Annotated in this window: 14 protein-coding genes; 9 read left to right on the top strand and 5 right to left on the bottom strand. The window is 45.1% G+C overall.

Going from position 1 to position 14180, the window contains the following annotated elements:
* Positions 1-5: 5 nt before the first annotated feature.
* Entirely contained in the window at positions 6-1535 is a 1530-nt protein-coding gene (locus C5O19_RS24630; protein ID WP_207766545.1) for a family 43 glycosylhydrolase, read from the top strand.
* 99 nt (positions 1536-1634) lie between these two features.
* Positions 1635-3116: an arabinose isomerase gene (locus C5O19_RS24625; protein ID WP_104716027.1), complete on the top strand. Its 1482-nt coding sequence runs from the start codon at positions 1635-1637 to the stop codon at positions 3114-3116.
* Between the two features lie 355 nt (positions 3117-3471).
* On the opposite strand, the gene C5O19_RS24620 is transcribed toward C5O19_RS24625, so the two are convergent.
* Both C5O19_RS24620 and C5O19_RS24615 read right to left on the bottom strand, forming a co-directional pair.
* Entirely contained in the window at positions 3472-4422 is a 951-nt protein-coding gene (locus tag C5O19_RS24620) for a quinone oxidoreductase family protein (protein WP_104716026.1), read from the bottom strand.
* Positions 4423-4515: 93 nt separating this feature from the next.
* Positions 4516-5409 carry a helix-turn-helix domain-containing protein gene (locus C5O19_RS24615; protein ID WP_104716025.1) on the bottom strand — a complete coding sequence of 298 codons (894 nt, stop codon included), beginning with the start codon at positions 5407-5409 and terminating at the stop codon, positions 4516-4518.
* A 274-nt stretch (positions 5410-5683) separates the two neighbouring features.
* Between C5O19_RS24615 and C5O19_RS26330 the strand changes: the two genes are divergently transcribed.
* Positions 5684-6049, top strand: coding sequence for a hypothetical protein (locus tag C5O19_RS26330; protein WP_243406508.1), 366 nt, complete (start codon positions 5684-5686; stop codon positions 6047-6049).
* On the opposite strand, the gene C5O19_RS26325 is transcribed toward C5O19_RS26330, so the two are convergent.
* On the bottom strand, positions 5988-6176 hold the full coding sequence (locus C5O19_RS26325) for a recombinase family protein (RefSeq protein WP_243406506.1): 189 nt from the start codon (positions 6174-6176) through the stop codon (positions 5988-5990). The two genes, C5O19_RS26330 and C5O19_RS26325, sit on opposite strands and share 62 nt — an antisense overlap.
* Positions 6177-6744: 568 nt before the next feature.
* Positions 6745-6933 carry a hypothetical protein gene (locus tag C5O19_RS24605; RefSeq protein ID WP_104716024.1) on the bottom strand — a complete coding sequence of 63 codons (189 nt, stop codon included), beginning with the start codon at positions 6931-6933 and terminating at the stop codon, positions 6745-6747.
* Positions 6934-7078: 145 nt separating this feature from the next.
* Here C5O19_RS24605 and C5O19_RS24600 point away from each other — a divergent pair, with 145 nt between their 5' ends.
* From C5O19_RS24600 to C5O19_RS24575, 6 genes are all read left to right on the top strand, one after another.
* Complete coding sequence (locus C5O19_RS24600; RefSeq protein WP_104716023.1) at positions 7079-9700, top strand: sigma-54-dependent Fis family transcriptional regulator; 2622 nt, start codon at positions 7079-7081, stop codon at positions 9698-9700.
* A gap of 193 nt (positions 9701-9893) precedes the next feature.
* Complete coding sequence (locus tag C5O19_RS24595; protein WP_104716022.1) at positions 9894-10634, top strand: SDR family oxidoreductase; 741 nt, start codon at positions 9894-9896, stop codon at positions 10632-10634.
* A 399-nt stretch (positions 10635-11033) separates the two neighbouring features.
* Complete coding sequence (locus C5O19_RS24590; RefSeq protein WP_243406505.1) at positions 11034-11516, top strand: hypothetical protein; 483 nt, start codon at positions 11034-11036, stop codon at positions 11514-11516.
* Positions 11517-11899: 383 nt separating this feature from the next.
* On the top strand, positions 11900-12232 hold the full coding sequence (locus C5O19_RS24585) for a hypothetical protein (RefSeq protein WP_207766544.1): 333 nt from the start codon (positions 11900-11902) through the stop codon (positions 12230-12232).
* A gap of 40 nt (positions 12233-12272) precedes the next feature.
* Positions 12273-12719, top strand: coding sequence for a hypothetical protein (locus tag C5O19_RS24580; RefSeq protein WP_104716020.1), 447 nt, complete (start codon positions 12273-12275; stop codon positions 12717-12719).
* Positions 12720-12878: 159 nt separating this feature from the next.
* A complete protein-coding gene (locus tag C5O19_RS24575) occupies positions 12879-13340 on the top strand; it encodes a hypothetical protein (protein ID WP_104716019.1) in 462 nt (153 codons plus the stop codon).
* Between the two features lie 107 nt (positions 13341-13447).
* On the opposite strand, the gene C5O19_RS24570 is transcribed toward C5O19_RS24575, so the two are convergent.
* Complete coding sequence (locus tag C5O19_RS24570) at positions 13448-14113, bottom strand: recombinase family protein (RefSeq protein ID WP_104716018.1); 666 nt, start codon at positions 14111-14113, stop codon at positions 13448-13450.
* Positions 14114-14180: the final 67 nt, after the last annotated feature.

Here is a 14180-nt window from a genome sequence, read left to right as displayed (position 1 = left end):
GGAACATGAAATCATCCCGACGAGTACTCTGCCAAATTTTATTTCTCTTTGTGTTTGCACAGTTTACTAGCCAACGTGTAACCGCTCAATCCGGCTCCCCCGTTTCTCTTCAAAATTTTACGGAAACGGGTAAACAAGTGACCCGCTTCGACGCTATAGGCGATGCTATTGACGCTCATGATGGTGAGATTGCGTATTTCGACGGGGTATATTACCTGTACGGTACGAGCTACGACTGCGGCTTTGAGTGGCAGAACAAGCAGGCACCGTTCTGCGGATTCAAGGTATATACCTCACCTGACCTGATGAACTGGACGGACCGGGGGTATTTATTCGATGCCCAAACGCCGGTATGGCAATCTCGCTGCAACGGCAGTACGTACGGGTGCTTTCGCCCCCACGTGATTTACAACCAGCAGACCAAGACATACGTGTTGTGGATTAATGTATACGACAACCGGGTTGGCTTTCGGGTGTTCACCAGTTCGGCTCCCACTGGCCCTTTTACCGAAGTAGCCGAACCGACGCTGGCTATTAACAGCACATCGCCTGTGGCGGGGCTGAATAACGGCGACCACGACACGTTCGTGGATGAAGACGGCACGGCTTATCTGGCCTACACCGACTGGCGGGCTAAGGGTGCCATCGTCATCGAGCAGCTGACGGCTGACTACTTATCGGGAACGGGCCGGCACGTCAATGCCGTAACGAAAGAAAAGACGGAAGCACCGGGTCTTTTTAAGCGAAAGGGTCTGTATTACATTACGTATTCCGACCCCAATTGCGGGTATTGCTCGGGGACTGGTACAGCCTACCGTACTGCCCAATTCCCCCTTGGGCCCTGGTCGGAAGGGCGTCGGATCAGTGACAACTCCTGCGGTGGACAACCCTCCTTCGTGTCTACTATTAAGCTGGCGAGTGATTCGCTGTTCCTGTACGGAAGTGATTTATGGAACAATGGTGCCCGTAATGAAGCACTTGCCAATTATTACTGGACGCCGTTGGAATTTAATACGGACGGGTCAATTAAACCGATTGACTGTTCAAAAACCCCTGTAATGAATATCCGTAAAGGCCGCACTTCTAAACCGTCATCTACTTCCGAGCCCCTGTACTCAATTCGTTGCTCCGTAACGGGTACGCATTCGGAACGCCAGGTGTTCCGGGCATCGCAAACGGGCTTACTGACAAGCGTGTCGATTACGGCTTATAAGAAAGACAATCCGAACGCCCCGCTTCAGCTTACCTTGTATGCATCGGAAGACTCTGCTACAGCAGCTACACCGTTGTACCAGAGTAGTTTGTCGGCAACTATGCTTAGCTGGTCCCCCAAGAACAGAGTAGTTCATCCGAATGTACGGGTACAGGCTGGCATGCCGTATACGCTACAGATAAGTTCAACAACATCGGAGGGTTGCTACGGCCTGGCCTATACCGAGGGACCAGCCGTAAGGCGTGGACAGAGAAAACCTATAAATACGTCCATTCAAAATCAGTCGATCCGCTTTCGCACGACTATCCAGAAAACGAAATAGCCTGGCGAAGGGGTGAGTAGACCTGCAAATCAACCGGGCTTACTTTTTTAGCTGAACGTTCCCTTGTTGGGACGAGCAAGTCACCTTACCTTACTACTTATGACTACCCATTCATTCGTTGCTTCTTCACCACATCATCGCTTGACTACCAACTATGATACGCTAAAAATAGGGCTATTTGGTGTAGGGCTCGATACGTACTGGCCTCAGTTCGACGGACTGCAGTCACGTTTACTGAGTTACGTGCAGGTAGTAGCCGATCAGTTACAGCGTCCCTTCACTGAGGTAATTAATTTAGGGTTGATCGATACGCCTGATAAAGCTACGCAGGCTGGTCATCAGTTTCGGCAGCAGGACGTTGATATCCTCTTTATTTACGTAACCACGTATGCCCTATCGGCTACCGTTTTGCCCGTGGTTCAACGCACAAAAGTGCCCGTTATTTTGCTCAATCTTTCGCCTGAAGCCGCTATCGATTATACGTCTTTTAATCAGCTCAAAGACCGTGCACGCATGACGGGCGAATGGCTGGCGTATTGTTCGGCCTGTCCCGTTCCCGAAATTGCCAACGTATTCCGGCGGGCCGGTATTTCATTTCAGCAGATCACGGGCATGCTTCATAATGACCCGAGCTGCTGGAATCAGATTACTGAATGGATCGAAGCCGCCTATGTGGCTAAAGTCATGGCACACAATCGACTGGGCTTGATTGGTAATTATTACAGTGGGATGCTGGATATTTATTCAGACCCAACCCTCCAGCTCATTACCTTCGGCGGTCAAATGATCATTCTGGAAGTTGATGAACTTTCTGAGCTGAAGCATCAGGTAACGGCTGAAGCCATTCAGCAACGTATTGCCTTATTCAATCAGGTGTTTGCGATACAGGCCGACTGTCCAATCACGGAACTTGAGCGGGCGGCCCGCACGTCGGTAGCCCTGGATCAATTGGTGGACAAATACGGACTTGGATCGATAGCTTATTACCACAAAGGGACGGGTAACCCCGCCAACGCGGATACGATGAGTTCGATCATTTTGGGTACTTCGCTGCTGACCGGGCGAGGGGTGCCGGTAGCGGGCGAATACGAGATCAAAAACGCTCAGGCCATGAAAATTCTGGACACCTTCGGAGCCGGGGGCTCCTTCACCGAATACTACGCAATGGACTATACCGATGATGTGGTACTGATGGGTCATGACGGACCGGGCCACGTGGGCATCGCTGAAGGCAAGACTAAAGTACGCCCCTTACAGGTGTACCACGGTAAAGTGGGCTCTGGTTTATCCGTAGAGATGTCCGTCAAAAATGGCCCCGTTACATTGTTGTCCGTGGTTGAAAATGGGCAGGGGGAACTGTTTTTGCTGGTAGCAGAAGGTGAATCGGTGCCGGGTCCTATTCTGGAAATTGGTAATACGAACAGCCGGTATCGATTCCCAATGGGTGCCAGGCAGTTTGTCACAGACTGGAATAGCTACGGACCTGCTCATCATTGTGCGGTCGGCGTGGGCCATATCGCGTCAAAAATCAAAAAGCTAGGTCAGTTACTGCAGATCAAAACCATTCAGGTTAGCCTCTGATAAATAGTCTCGTTCATTTGGCCCGTCGCAAGTAAGCATCTTTTTATTACGGGTCTATTACGTTGCAGGTGTACACTTCCGCAAGTCAGTAATACGTTGAGACTGAATTGGTATTTATTCGTTTAACAATGAAGCGGAGAAAGGATTCGTAGACGTTAACGACCTGCACTATACGATCGAAAAATAGTTGATATTCCGATACTTTTGCCATAGTTGGTTTTTAGCGAAGTGTCACCAGCAATGGCAGAAACGATTCTAAACTGAACATGACTAGTTTGATTAAAGATTCATTAAGCTTAGGACTTGTAACAAGAATCTTTGATCAAGCTAGTCAGAAATCTTTGTGGAACGCCGCTTATTGATTGGTCAGTACCAGTTTGCCAAACACCTCTCCTAAGTCGAGCTGACGATGAGCTTCTGCCGCTTCAGCTAATGCATAGGTTTGCTGTACCACGGCTTTAAGCTTATTCTGCATCACCAGCGTAAAGGCATCTGTTAAGGCCTCCTCTAACACGTGAGTCGGGTAGGAATCTAAACTCAAAAATGATACGGATGGAGACTGGGAATAGATTTGCAATAGGCTCATGCCCCAATCCATGGGCGGTAACCCTGCAGCCATGCCTATCAGCACGTAATGTCCATTCGGACGAAGTTTATTTAGGAAAAGAGTGGTCTCTGGCCCCGCCACTGGATCAATAATCCCATCATAGTATTCAGTTCTGGCAACGGCCTCTGACCGATCCAGTACGTTAATCGGACCGTACGCTTGTAATTGCGTTCGGCGTACTTCCGAGGAAGTAACAGCGGTTACCACAGCTCCGGCCTGCAAGGCTAATTGAACCGCCATTACGCCAATCCCACCTCCAGCTCCACGCACCAGTAGATGTTGTCCCGGTTGAAGATTAGCCCTGTGAAGAGCGAGAGTGGCTACCAGGGCATTGATCCCCAGGCCTACGGCTTGTACGGCCGTTATGGAGTCGGGTAATGGAATCAGATCTGTAGTAGCTACGGCTACTTCCTGAGCGTATCCACCCATTCGTATTAACGCATACACTCGTTGCCCCAGCCAGGCTTCATCGACACCATCACCCAAAGATATTACCTGCCCTGCTACCTCGCCGCCAGGCACTAAATCCGCTTGTCTTAGGCCTGGGTACATTCCGCGTCGTACTAAACTATCCACCAGCCCAACCCCACTTGCTTCTACTTTAACAACCACCTGACCTGGATGAGCAACGGCGGGCAATACCTCAGTCAGTACTAATTGTTCGGGCCCTCCGAACGCGTTGATGCGAACCACTTTCATACATTTAAATCCATTAGATTAACGGCACAAAAATAAGTTCTATCCCGCCAGTGCTATTTGCCTGATCGAGTCATATGTACTTTTCTAAAAATGTCAGGAAGGACAAAAGACCTGCGAGGGAGACTGGTGAAATTGTTTCTTAAAGGCTCTGCTAAAATGGGGCAAATCTTCAAAACCGACCTGCCAGTACAGCTCGGCTGGCCGTACTTGTCCCGTCTGTAGTAAATGGTAGGCATGATCCAAACGCTGTTTCATGAGCCAGCGGTGAGGGGATTGTCCGAACAAGAAGCGAAACTCTCGATTGAAGGTAGATAAACTTCGGCCTGACTGCCGGGCCAATTCAGCCAGAGGCAGGTTATACAGAAACATCCGGTGCATGAACTCACTTAAATCCGTTCGTTGAGTAACCGCATATTCATGGAGGAGAAACTGTAAGTTGGGCTCCATTTGAATCAAGGCAAATAAAGCTTCCTGGGTTTTCAAATCTATTAATGTTCTACTTAAGGATTGGTTTTGGTCTACATACGTTTGGATAGACTGCATAAATCCATCGAGTAGAGCAGTCGCTGGCAGATCCACGTAAGGGGAAGAAACGGAGGCCACTTTAGAAGAGGGCTTGGCAAATCGATGAATGAATTCATCCTGCAAGATGAAACCATATACTACGGGATAAGCTTCGGATGGGCCAACGCTTGCCACCGTGCGGGCGGGAGTAAATTTTCGAAGTAAACCATATTCTCCCGCCCTGATTACATGGATTTGCTTATGTATGTCAAGCTGCATTTCTCCCTGAACCACGTGTAAAAGGACCGTAGCGGGCTCAAATAGCCTGGTTTCATGGGGCATTCTTCCAGTACAGGAAAGAGCAAATAGACGGCTGTCATAACGGAGCACCTGAATAATCGAGTGATTGTAACGCTGACTTTGGTTTAGCCAGTCAGGATTTTCAGAGCTTGAATCGAGAGTAGTTAAAGGGAGATCAAGCATACAGAGTCATTACACCTATCAACGTTAGTACGACATTTATACAACCGAGGTAGCGAGTTAAACATCCTATTTACCAAAACATCAGAATAACTTTTTTAAATTGAGAATCACAACAGGCTTACTAGTAGTAGGAGTCCATTACATAAGCCGGAACTTAGAGACAAGACTGTGATTTATCTTGGAACGATCCGCTTTTATAGCGTAAAGTTCTAATCCTTTAGGACAATCGCTGATAATCATAGGACAAATATGCCTTGCAACGCGATAAGTTACTATGTTAAAATCAATAATAGGTCACTTTCCTAAAATTGAACTTGATTACAGAACTTTTATTTTCATATACCTACTCAAGCAGTTCAACCACTCGTTGCGTCTGCACCCTTTGAAAGCTTCCGCCATTACGGGTAATAAAACCATGGGCATTGAGATAACGGGCAATTTCAGCCCAGCTGTAGCCAAAGCCCTGAAGTTTCTTGGCGAAAGCTTGGGCATTGAGCTGACTATGCAGCGTTCCTTTGCGTTTAGCCTGCTCCGTTACCTTAGCGGGAGTACCCAGAGTAAACCCCCGTTTCTTTTTCTCAGCGAGGACTTTCCTGGTTTCGATCCGCGATTAGATCTCGCTCGTATTGAGACCTTGTAGCCAAGATGCCAATCGTTAGCGAATTAGCTTCCAGCATATCACAGCAGAGGAAGTTTACTCCGGAATGGCGAAGGGTAAAGACAAAGGCGACATTCCGAGTCAGCCGATCCAGTTTCGTAATGAGCAAAGTCGCCCCATGTGTTTTTTAAGAAGTAATGGCGGCTTGAAGCTGGAGGCGGTCATTCTTCTTGCCCGATTCGATATCGGGACCTAAATCCAGGCAATTACGTGATTGTCTTCCACGATCTTAATGCTTATTTTACTTTTCAGATCATTCAAGGTTGCCTAAGAATATATGATTTTTAATAAAAGAAATCTTTAACGTATAAGCAGTATCTGATCCAAAAGCCAGTGTTTATTCAACTTACTTATATTAACTTTTAGAAGGATAACCCAAGAGCATAACTAGCTACCTGATTTAGGATAGCAAAGTGTAGCATTTATATTTTAATCACTTTGATCCTATTAGTGCAGGCTAAAACAGACCATTTTTAATTTGAGATTGCTCAGTGTTTACTTGTAGTAACGTCCCAGTGTTCGACAATTCTTCCAACCCTATCAAAATATTCGCTTAGACATGATACCAGAACAATGCTGGTAATAAGACAAACCATTATCTAGTCGCCATTCGATTTTGACCTTCGTCAAGGTTTGATCATCTGATAGAGATCCGCTCTAATCCGCTCACGCCTGGCTCACGGCACATCAGCAGCGTTTACCAGTACGGCATCTGGTTCATAGAAACCCAACATAACTTCCACATCCGTTGCATTAAAGAGAGATAAGAGAGCCGGGACAATACCTTCTGGGGTGGTAGCGAGCGGGTATTTTTCGGCACTGCTCGACCGGGTGGTCTTCATGGGTTCGATACTTTGCTTTTTCATACTTTACTTGCGTTTGTTTTCTGGATGCAAAGCAAGGGTAGCTTAACCATCGAATTATTCTACACTTGCGTGCAAAAGGTGGACCAATCAACTCAAATCGCACATCCGTCGATATGGGTCAACCACGTAATCGTCTTATTATCCAATGAAGCGACTTTCCGGCTTAACAACGCACCTAGAAGATCAGTCTATCCTGGAAACAGAGCGGCAACTCCTGCTGGATCTGGGAAACGATATCACGCGGATACGGGATAAGAATGACCTTATTGTACTATTTTCCAAGCGGATTAAGTCATTATTCTATTTTACGCACACCATCATCACGCTGATTGATCGAAAGGATGAAACCTATATACCTTTCCTGCTCGATCATCAGGCTTCAGCCATTAAAGACCATCCTGCATACGCAACTATGGTCGGCTCCCGCTTTACCCTTAGCGAACCCTTTATTCAAACGGTGCTTGCGGCGAAGGAGCCGGTTGATTTTCGTCTGGACGAAGTCATGCAGGCCCCGCAGAGTCCGGCATTCTTGCGGGTGAACTTTGAGAAAGGCATCCGGCATGTACTCATGACTACGCTGCGGATTGAGGACCGGCCGATAGGCTTCATCCATATTTATACGGATTGCGACCAACCGTTTTCCAAGGACTTTCAAGCAGTCATTGAGCGAATTAGCCCGCAGTTATCGAGTGCCGTTGCCAACATTATCAAGAATGAAGAAATACTCAAAAAGGAAAGTGAAAAATCGTTCTTACTGGATTTTAGCAACGCAATCACGGCTGTCCGCACGCAGGAAGAGCTGGCTGTAGTCGTCAAAACAGCATTACGAAAGCTAAATCCTGACGGAGGATACGTCATCCGCAAAATCAATCCAGACGGAATCACGATGTCGGCGTACTTACACGATACCGGGTCTTCCACCTTTGATAAAGCCTTATTAGAACGGGTTCTTGCCGAGAAATATCCCATCAACGATGGACTTCAAAACCGTGTTCTCGACAGTTTTATTCCCCTGCTCTTTACGGTTGAACGCGAACTTGACAGGGGATATTCGCTTTCGTACCTGGATCTTTGGAAAAACATGGGATTTAAAACCATGGTAGGCCTGGCTCTACGCAATGGGAATACCAATATTGGCTTACTATGGCTCAGTATCGATGAAATTAACATTCCCATTTTGCAGGGTCTTTGCTCACAGGTCGCCATTGCCATGGGTAACATCATGGCTAATGAGGACATTCTACGCAGGCAGGCTGAACAAGCCTTAATGCTTGCTTTCTCCAATGAGCTTACCGGCGTTAAAACCAAAGCAGATTTGGATTATGTTACCTCTCAAACCTTGCAAAGCCTGTTTAATACCCGGATCGCCGTCCTTTACCTCTTAGCTGAGGATCAAGTTACCCTCCGGCCCTTCCTGTTTGATAAGCAGTTTTTTGACGAACAGGAAATGCAGGAGCGGATTGATTTTTATTCCCTTAAGGTCAGCGAAACGCACGTTAAGCAAGTGTTTGAAAGCACCCAGCCGCTGTTGCTTGAGATCGACGAGCATGTCGAAGCAAAATGCCTTAAACTATCCATACAACGCGAACAACGTAAGTATAAGAATGTATATGCGGCAGCATTACGGCTTGGTGAACAAGACTTAGGCATGCTGTGGATGCTTGGTGAACAAATCAACGGACCGCTTCTAGAGGCCATTTGTGCACAGATTTCCACCGCAGTTTCCAATGTACTAGCGGGCGAGCAGATTCTGCATTTGAAGAAACAGCTAGAAGATGAAAACGATTACCTCAAAGAGCAATTACGGACAAATTTCGACGAAATCGTCGGAAGTGGGCAGGCCATGCAGGAAGTGTACCGGCTTATTTCCCTGGTAGCTCCAAGTAATACGACGGTGCTGTTGCTAGGTGAAACCGGCACGGGTAAAGAACTGATTGCTAAAGCTATTCACAACGCATCAAGTCGTAAAGGTAAATTGATGATTAAAGTCAATTGTGCTGCCCTACCCCCAAACCTAGTTGAAAGTGAGCTGTTTGGCCATGAGCGTGGAGCCTTCACGGGTGCCGTCGAGCGACGGATTGGGAAGTTCGAATTAGCCCATAACAGTACCATTTTCCTGGATGAAATCGGCGAAATGCCGCTGGAGACCCAGGTCAAGTTACTCCGCGTTTTACAGGAAAAAGAAATGGAACGGGTGGGTGGTAAAGCGACGATTAAACTCAACGTACGGGTCATTGCAGCCACCAACCGCAATCTGGAAGCCGAAGTAAAAGCAGGCCGGTTTCGCTCGGATTTATATTACCGGTTAAATGTATTTCCTATTCACCTTCCAGCTCTGCGTGATCGGGTCGAAGACATGAAGAGCCTTGCCGATTTTTTTCTTTCTAAGTACAGTAAAAATGTGGGCAAGAAACCCATTAAACTTTCGGAAAATGCATTGCGGCAATTGCAAGCGTATTTATGGCCGGGAAACGTGCGGGAGCTGGAACACCTTATGGAACGAAGTGTATTACTTAACCCCGATCATCTGATACGCCAGTTTTTCCTGCCCAGTATAAGCGAGAATACGGCGGAAACCCCGGCCTTAGGATCGGACCTTTCGCTCGAAGAAGTCGAACGGACGTACATCATCCAGGTTTTACGCCGCTGCCAGGGAAAAATCTCAGGCATTGGCGGAGCGGCTGAAATTCTCGGTATACCCGGCAATACCGTTCATTCAAAAATGAAAAAGCTCCGCATTACGAAGGCCGACTACTTTGGCCATTAACTAGCTAACCAGTACCAGGAAAACATACTTTTCCCTGAATAGGATGATAGGCTTCGTGTTTTCACTGTATATAGTGAAAATGAAGAAAGACTTATTTTTATAAATAACTGTTAATTAAATGGTTATTATCATGGCATTGAAATAGCAGGTATAGTACCATTCATACGATATTTCAACATAACTATTTAAAATCATGAAAATTGTAATCATTGGTGGTACTGGACTGATTGGATCAAATGTCGCTAGTAAACTTCGTCAACTTGGCCATACCGTAATTGCCGCTTCTCCTTCCACCGGCATTGATGCGATTACGGGCGAAGGGCTTTCTCAGGCATTGGAAAAGGCTGAAGTAGTCATTGACCTTTCTAATTCCGCTTCTCCGGAAGCAGATACGGCCCTTCATTTCTTTCAAACGGCAGGCCGCAACCTGGCAGCCGCGGAAAAAACAGCTGGTGTCAAACACCATTTGGTGTTATCGATAGTAGGCACAGACCGGGCACCTCACATTGGCTATCTGCAGGCTAAGAAAAATCAGGAGGACATTATCAAGGAATCAGGCATCCCCTTTACTATCATTCGTGCGACGCAATTTCATGAACATATTACTACACTCATCGCCGTGCAATCTCAAGGCGATCAGGTTCATGTTTCCACGCTTGATTACCAACCCATCGCCGCAGAAGACGTGGCCACATTGATAACTCAACTCTCCTTGGAAGCTCCTAAAAATGGTACAGTTGAAATCGCAGGACCTGATCGGGCACCCATGAATGATTTTGTAACCAAATACTTAGCCATTAAAGGAGAGGCTAAAGTGGTGGCAGTCAACGATGACAACCAATATATGTTTTTTACGATGCCTAAATCAGGTCTAGTCCCGGAAGGTGACTTCTACGCGGGCATAATCCGGTTCGATGATTGGGCAAAAAACTAAGTTCTATTCTCGTTTTTAGCTCCCAGAAGACTGGCGTACCAAGACGCTCGTAGCCAACGGTAGGACGATGTCTATCACTACTACAATTTCCAATCCGCATGGGTTTCAGAATGAAACGCCCGTTTAGGGAAATTCCGTTCATGAACTGTCTCCATCCGCTGGGCATAACAGACTGAATTCTTTCCGCTTTCCAATCACAGGTTTGGTAGCCTTTAGAAGCTACTGAATCTGTGATTACCTATCAAATTCAATGCCTTTTCTATGTTCCGTTTAAATCATTCAAGAGCAGTGATTAAGTCACTGCATTACACCTCTGGGATTACCTTATGCGTTTTCATTGCTTTTCATTTGCTCAATCATCTCTTCGCACTGGATGGGCCAGAGAAGCATATATCCGTCATGGAACAATTTCGCCTCGTATATCGGCACCCGGTCGTTGAAATGCTACTGTTACTGGTGGTTTTCTTTCAGGTAGGTTCCGGCATTCGGTTGATCTACCGAAGAAATGCAAAAACGGCTGCTGAAAAAATTCAAGTCTATTCAGGACTGTATCTGTCATTCTTCTTATTGGCTCACGTAGGTGCTGTCCTTTCTGGACGATACATTGATCATTTAGATACTAATTTCTATTTCGCAGCCGCTGGCCTCAATTACTATCCCGCGACTTTCATCTTCATACCCTATTATTTTTTAGCGGTTGCTTCCATTAGTCTCCACGTTTCAGCGATTCATTATCTGAAAACAAAATCAACCACGATGTCTTTTGGAATCTCGATTCTAGGGCTGATTACTTCCTTTCTTATTGTAGCTGCTTTCACCGATACGTTTCACTGGCGGGAAATGCCGTCACCTTATGAAAAATTCATTCGAAATTTATTCTGAAATAGCTTCTATAGGGTCATCAATGGACACCGAGGGATTTTCATTTTTTCTGTAAGGCAGGGAGGCCAAGACTTAAGCTTTAATTTCTTTGGACGCCTACGCCAAATTTGACACTCCTGGCGTCAGAAATTAAGCTACCTTTGCTGAGTCAGCAAAAGCTTCAAACAGGTGTTCTTCATCATCCCACGCCTCGGTTAAGTGTAGCACTGGAAGCGATGCATGATACGCACGTAAGCTTGATCTTTACGCGAATTGGTGCTAAGTACGCACCTCAAACGCTAGGTTTAAACCTAAGAACTAATTACTATATAGGTCGACTGAGAATACCTAAAACTAAATAGAAATAAAATTTTGATTCAACATATAAGCACTTATACAACACTATGGATAACTTAACTACTGAAGCCTGGACTCCTATTACTTTGGAGGAACTTCTCAATCACATAGAAGCTGGAGAGAAGAATATGTCAGTAGATTTAAGAAAATGGTGGAATCTGATGAGACTTATGCCTCAAAAATGGGAAGAATCAGAATACGGGAAAGAAGGATGTGGGTTCTGGGTAGTAGGCTTAATTGGTAGAAAAGTAATTTGGTATAATGACATCGAGGATGGGTTTAACATTTCTCCATATACTATTTTAGGTAAGATTGAGGAATACCGATGTGAGCAAGATGAATTAAACCATGCTCTTATAAAGCTTACTGATTCATTCTAAAATACTAACCTGGTTACTTATAACATTTTACAAACGACCCTTGATTAATGGTACTCCTCTTTTTAGGGCAAATCCGGGAAATAAGAATGCATTTAACGATGGGAGACGCCTAGGGCACCAAATTTCTGCAGTGGCAGGTCTATTAGAAGCTGGTATAGGTGGCACATCAGGATTAGTAGAAGCTGTTTCGCTTGGGGTAGCCACACCAGTTGCATTACCGGCAGCGGCAGCAGGTCTAGGACTTATGGGATATAGTGCCAACGCTTCACTAAATGCTGCATACAATTTAAGGGATGATAAAGGACGTGCCTATTCTAAGTCTAGAAACAAACCAAATCAACAAGGAATACCTAATTCAAGTGAAATTCAATCAAGAAATCCTAATGGCAAAGTAGATAAATATACAACTTATGATAACAATGGTAATCCTGTAAAAAAATATAGAGGTCCGGAAAAGATCATGGTAATATACCAGGGCCTAATGTAAAAGAGCCTAAAGTAAATAATGACCCTAAAAATTGAAAAGAATTCAAAAATGGCTATAATGTACGCAAGGCTAATAAAGACGAAATTCCTAAGTAGCTATATCGAATATTTTTCGACAATATTTATTTAATATATTTTTTATATTAAAATTTTTAAATCAATGAGAAGTCTTATAAATTTAAATAAGGACCTTTTAGAAGATTACTCTGCTTTTAGTAGTGTAAATGAAAATTGGTCCATCTTGTCATATTTAAATTATAAATATGATTTAAATAGTGCATTAGCATTTTCAAAACTTTTTTTTCCTGATTTTATAATAAATAAAGGCTGTATAATAATAGATTTTTTATATTCATCTAAAAACCTAGATGAATGGTACGAAGAATTTAATGGCAATGTTTCTTTAACGGAAAAGATGTGTAATTTATATGAAATAAAGGATTTTTTTCATATAAACTCAGAAGACGAAAGTGAAGAAAAAATAAAAGAATTTGGTGGAATATTGCAAAGTGCCTGGAAGTTAAATGTTGCGAAATTATTTCCTGAAATAAATGTAATTATTGATCTTATAGATCGAGATGAATCCTATTACATTACTTTATATACAGTTGATAATATATGAAATTAAAATAATTATTTAAATTTTAATTAAAAAATTTAACTCCCACTTGAATTCAAAGACATGCGATAGGTTTCCCTATAGAAAGTAAAATTCAACGGATTTCTCGCTCAACTTTCTAATAGCTTAACCACCCGTTGAACCTGCTTGATGGAAAATGCTTTTCCTCGGCGAGTTAAGAAGCCATTGGCATTAAAGATACGGGTGATCTCAGCCCAGCTGTGCCCCCCCTTGCGAAGCGACTCAGCTAAGAGTCCGGCTTTGCGGTTATTTTCATTCGTCCGGGCATTAGCCTGCTGAATGCTTCGCCCTTTACGTCTACTTTCCTGCGTTAGGTTCATAGGATTTCCCAACCTTTCCCCTCGCTTTTTTTTCTCAGCCAGGGCGAGCCGGGTCCGCTCGGCAATGAGCTCCCGTTCGTACTGTGCCATGGTAGCCATCATGCCAATGGTCAGCGTATTGGCCTCGGGCATATCCACGCAAACAAACTCCACACCCGCATCCCGAAGGGTAAACACGAAAGAAACATTACGGGTAAGTCGATCAAGCTTGGCAATGAGCAGGACGGCCCCGTGAGCCTTGCAATAGGCGATGGCCGCATGAAGCTGGGGACGATCATTCTTTCGACCCGACTCAATATCGGTAAACCGCCGGATCTCTTCTCCCCTATTTTTTAGGAACGCATCAACGGCCGCTTGCTGGGCTTCGACTCCCAGACCCGACCGGCCCTGGCGTTGGGTGGAAACCCGGAAGTAGGTAACGTAAGGCTGGAGCATGACAAAGTGACAAAACAGGAAATTGGATAAAAACGGGATGTTCTACAGGTAAAGATAGGTGAAATGA

Source organism: Siphonobacter curvatus, assembly GCF_002943425.1.
Classification (GTDB): Bacteria; Bacteroidota; Bacteroidia; order Cytophagales; family Spirosomataceae; genus Siphonobacter; species Siphonobacter curvatus.
This window is presented reverse-complemented; position numbering and strand designations above follow the sequence as displayed.

What these genes read in the sequence shown, in the direction of transcription:
- C5O19_RS24600 (WP_104716023.1), top strand. Translation starts at nt 7,079, where the DNA reads ATGAAGCGACTTTCCGGCTTAACAACGCACCTAGAAGATCAGTCTATC.
- C5O19_RS24570 (WP_104716018.1), bottom strand. Translation starts at nt 14,113, where the DNA reads ATGCTCCAGCCTTACGTTACCTACTTCCGGGTTTCCACCCAACGCCAG.
- C5O19_RS24585 (WP_207766544.1), top strand. Translation starts at nt 11,900, where the DNA reads ATGGATAACTTAACTACTGAAGCCTGGACTCCTATTACTTTGGAGGAA.
- C5O19_RS24625 (WP_104716027.1), top strand. Translation starts at nt 1,635, where the DNA reads ATGACTACCCATTCATTCGTTGCTTCTTCACCACATCATCGCTTGACT.
- C5O19_RS24590 (WP_243406505.1), top strand. Translation starts at nt 11,034, where the DNA reads ATGGAACAATTTCGCCTCGTATATCGGCACCCGGTCGTTGAAATGCTA.
- C5O19_RS24605 (WP_104716024.1), bottom strand. Translation starts at nt 6,933, where the DNA reads ATGAAAAAGCAAAGTATCGAACCCATGAAGACCACCCGGTCGAGCAGT.
- C5O19_RS24615 (WP_104716025.1), bottom strand. Translation starts at nt 5,409, where the DNA reads ATGCTTGATCTCCCTTTAACTACTCTCGATTCAAGCTCTGAAAATCCT.
- C5O19_RS24620 (WP_104716026.1), bottom strand. Translation starts at nt 4,422, where the DNA reads ATGAAAGTGGTTCGCATCAACGCGTTCGGAGGGCCCGAACAATTAGTA.
- C5O19_RS26330 (WP_243406508.1), top strand. Translation starts at nt 5,684, where the DNA reads ATGTTAAAATCAATAATAGGTCACTTTCCTAAAATTGAACTTGATTAC.
- C5O19_RS24595 (WP_104716022.1), top strand. Translation starts at nt 9,894, where the DNA reads ATGAAAATTGTAATCATTGGTGGTACTGGACTGATTGGATCAAATGTC.
- C5O19_RS24630 (WP_207766545.1), top strand. Translation starts at nt 6, where the DNA reads ATGAAATCATCCCGACGAGTACTCTGCCAAATTTTATTTCTCTTTGTG.
- C5O19_RS24575 (WP_104716019.1), top strand. Translation starts at nt 12,879, where the DNA reads ATGAGAAGTCTTATAAATTTAAATAAGGACCTTTTAGAAGATTACTCT.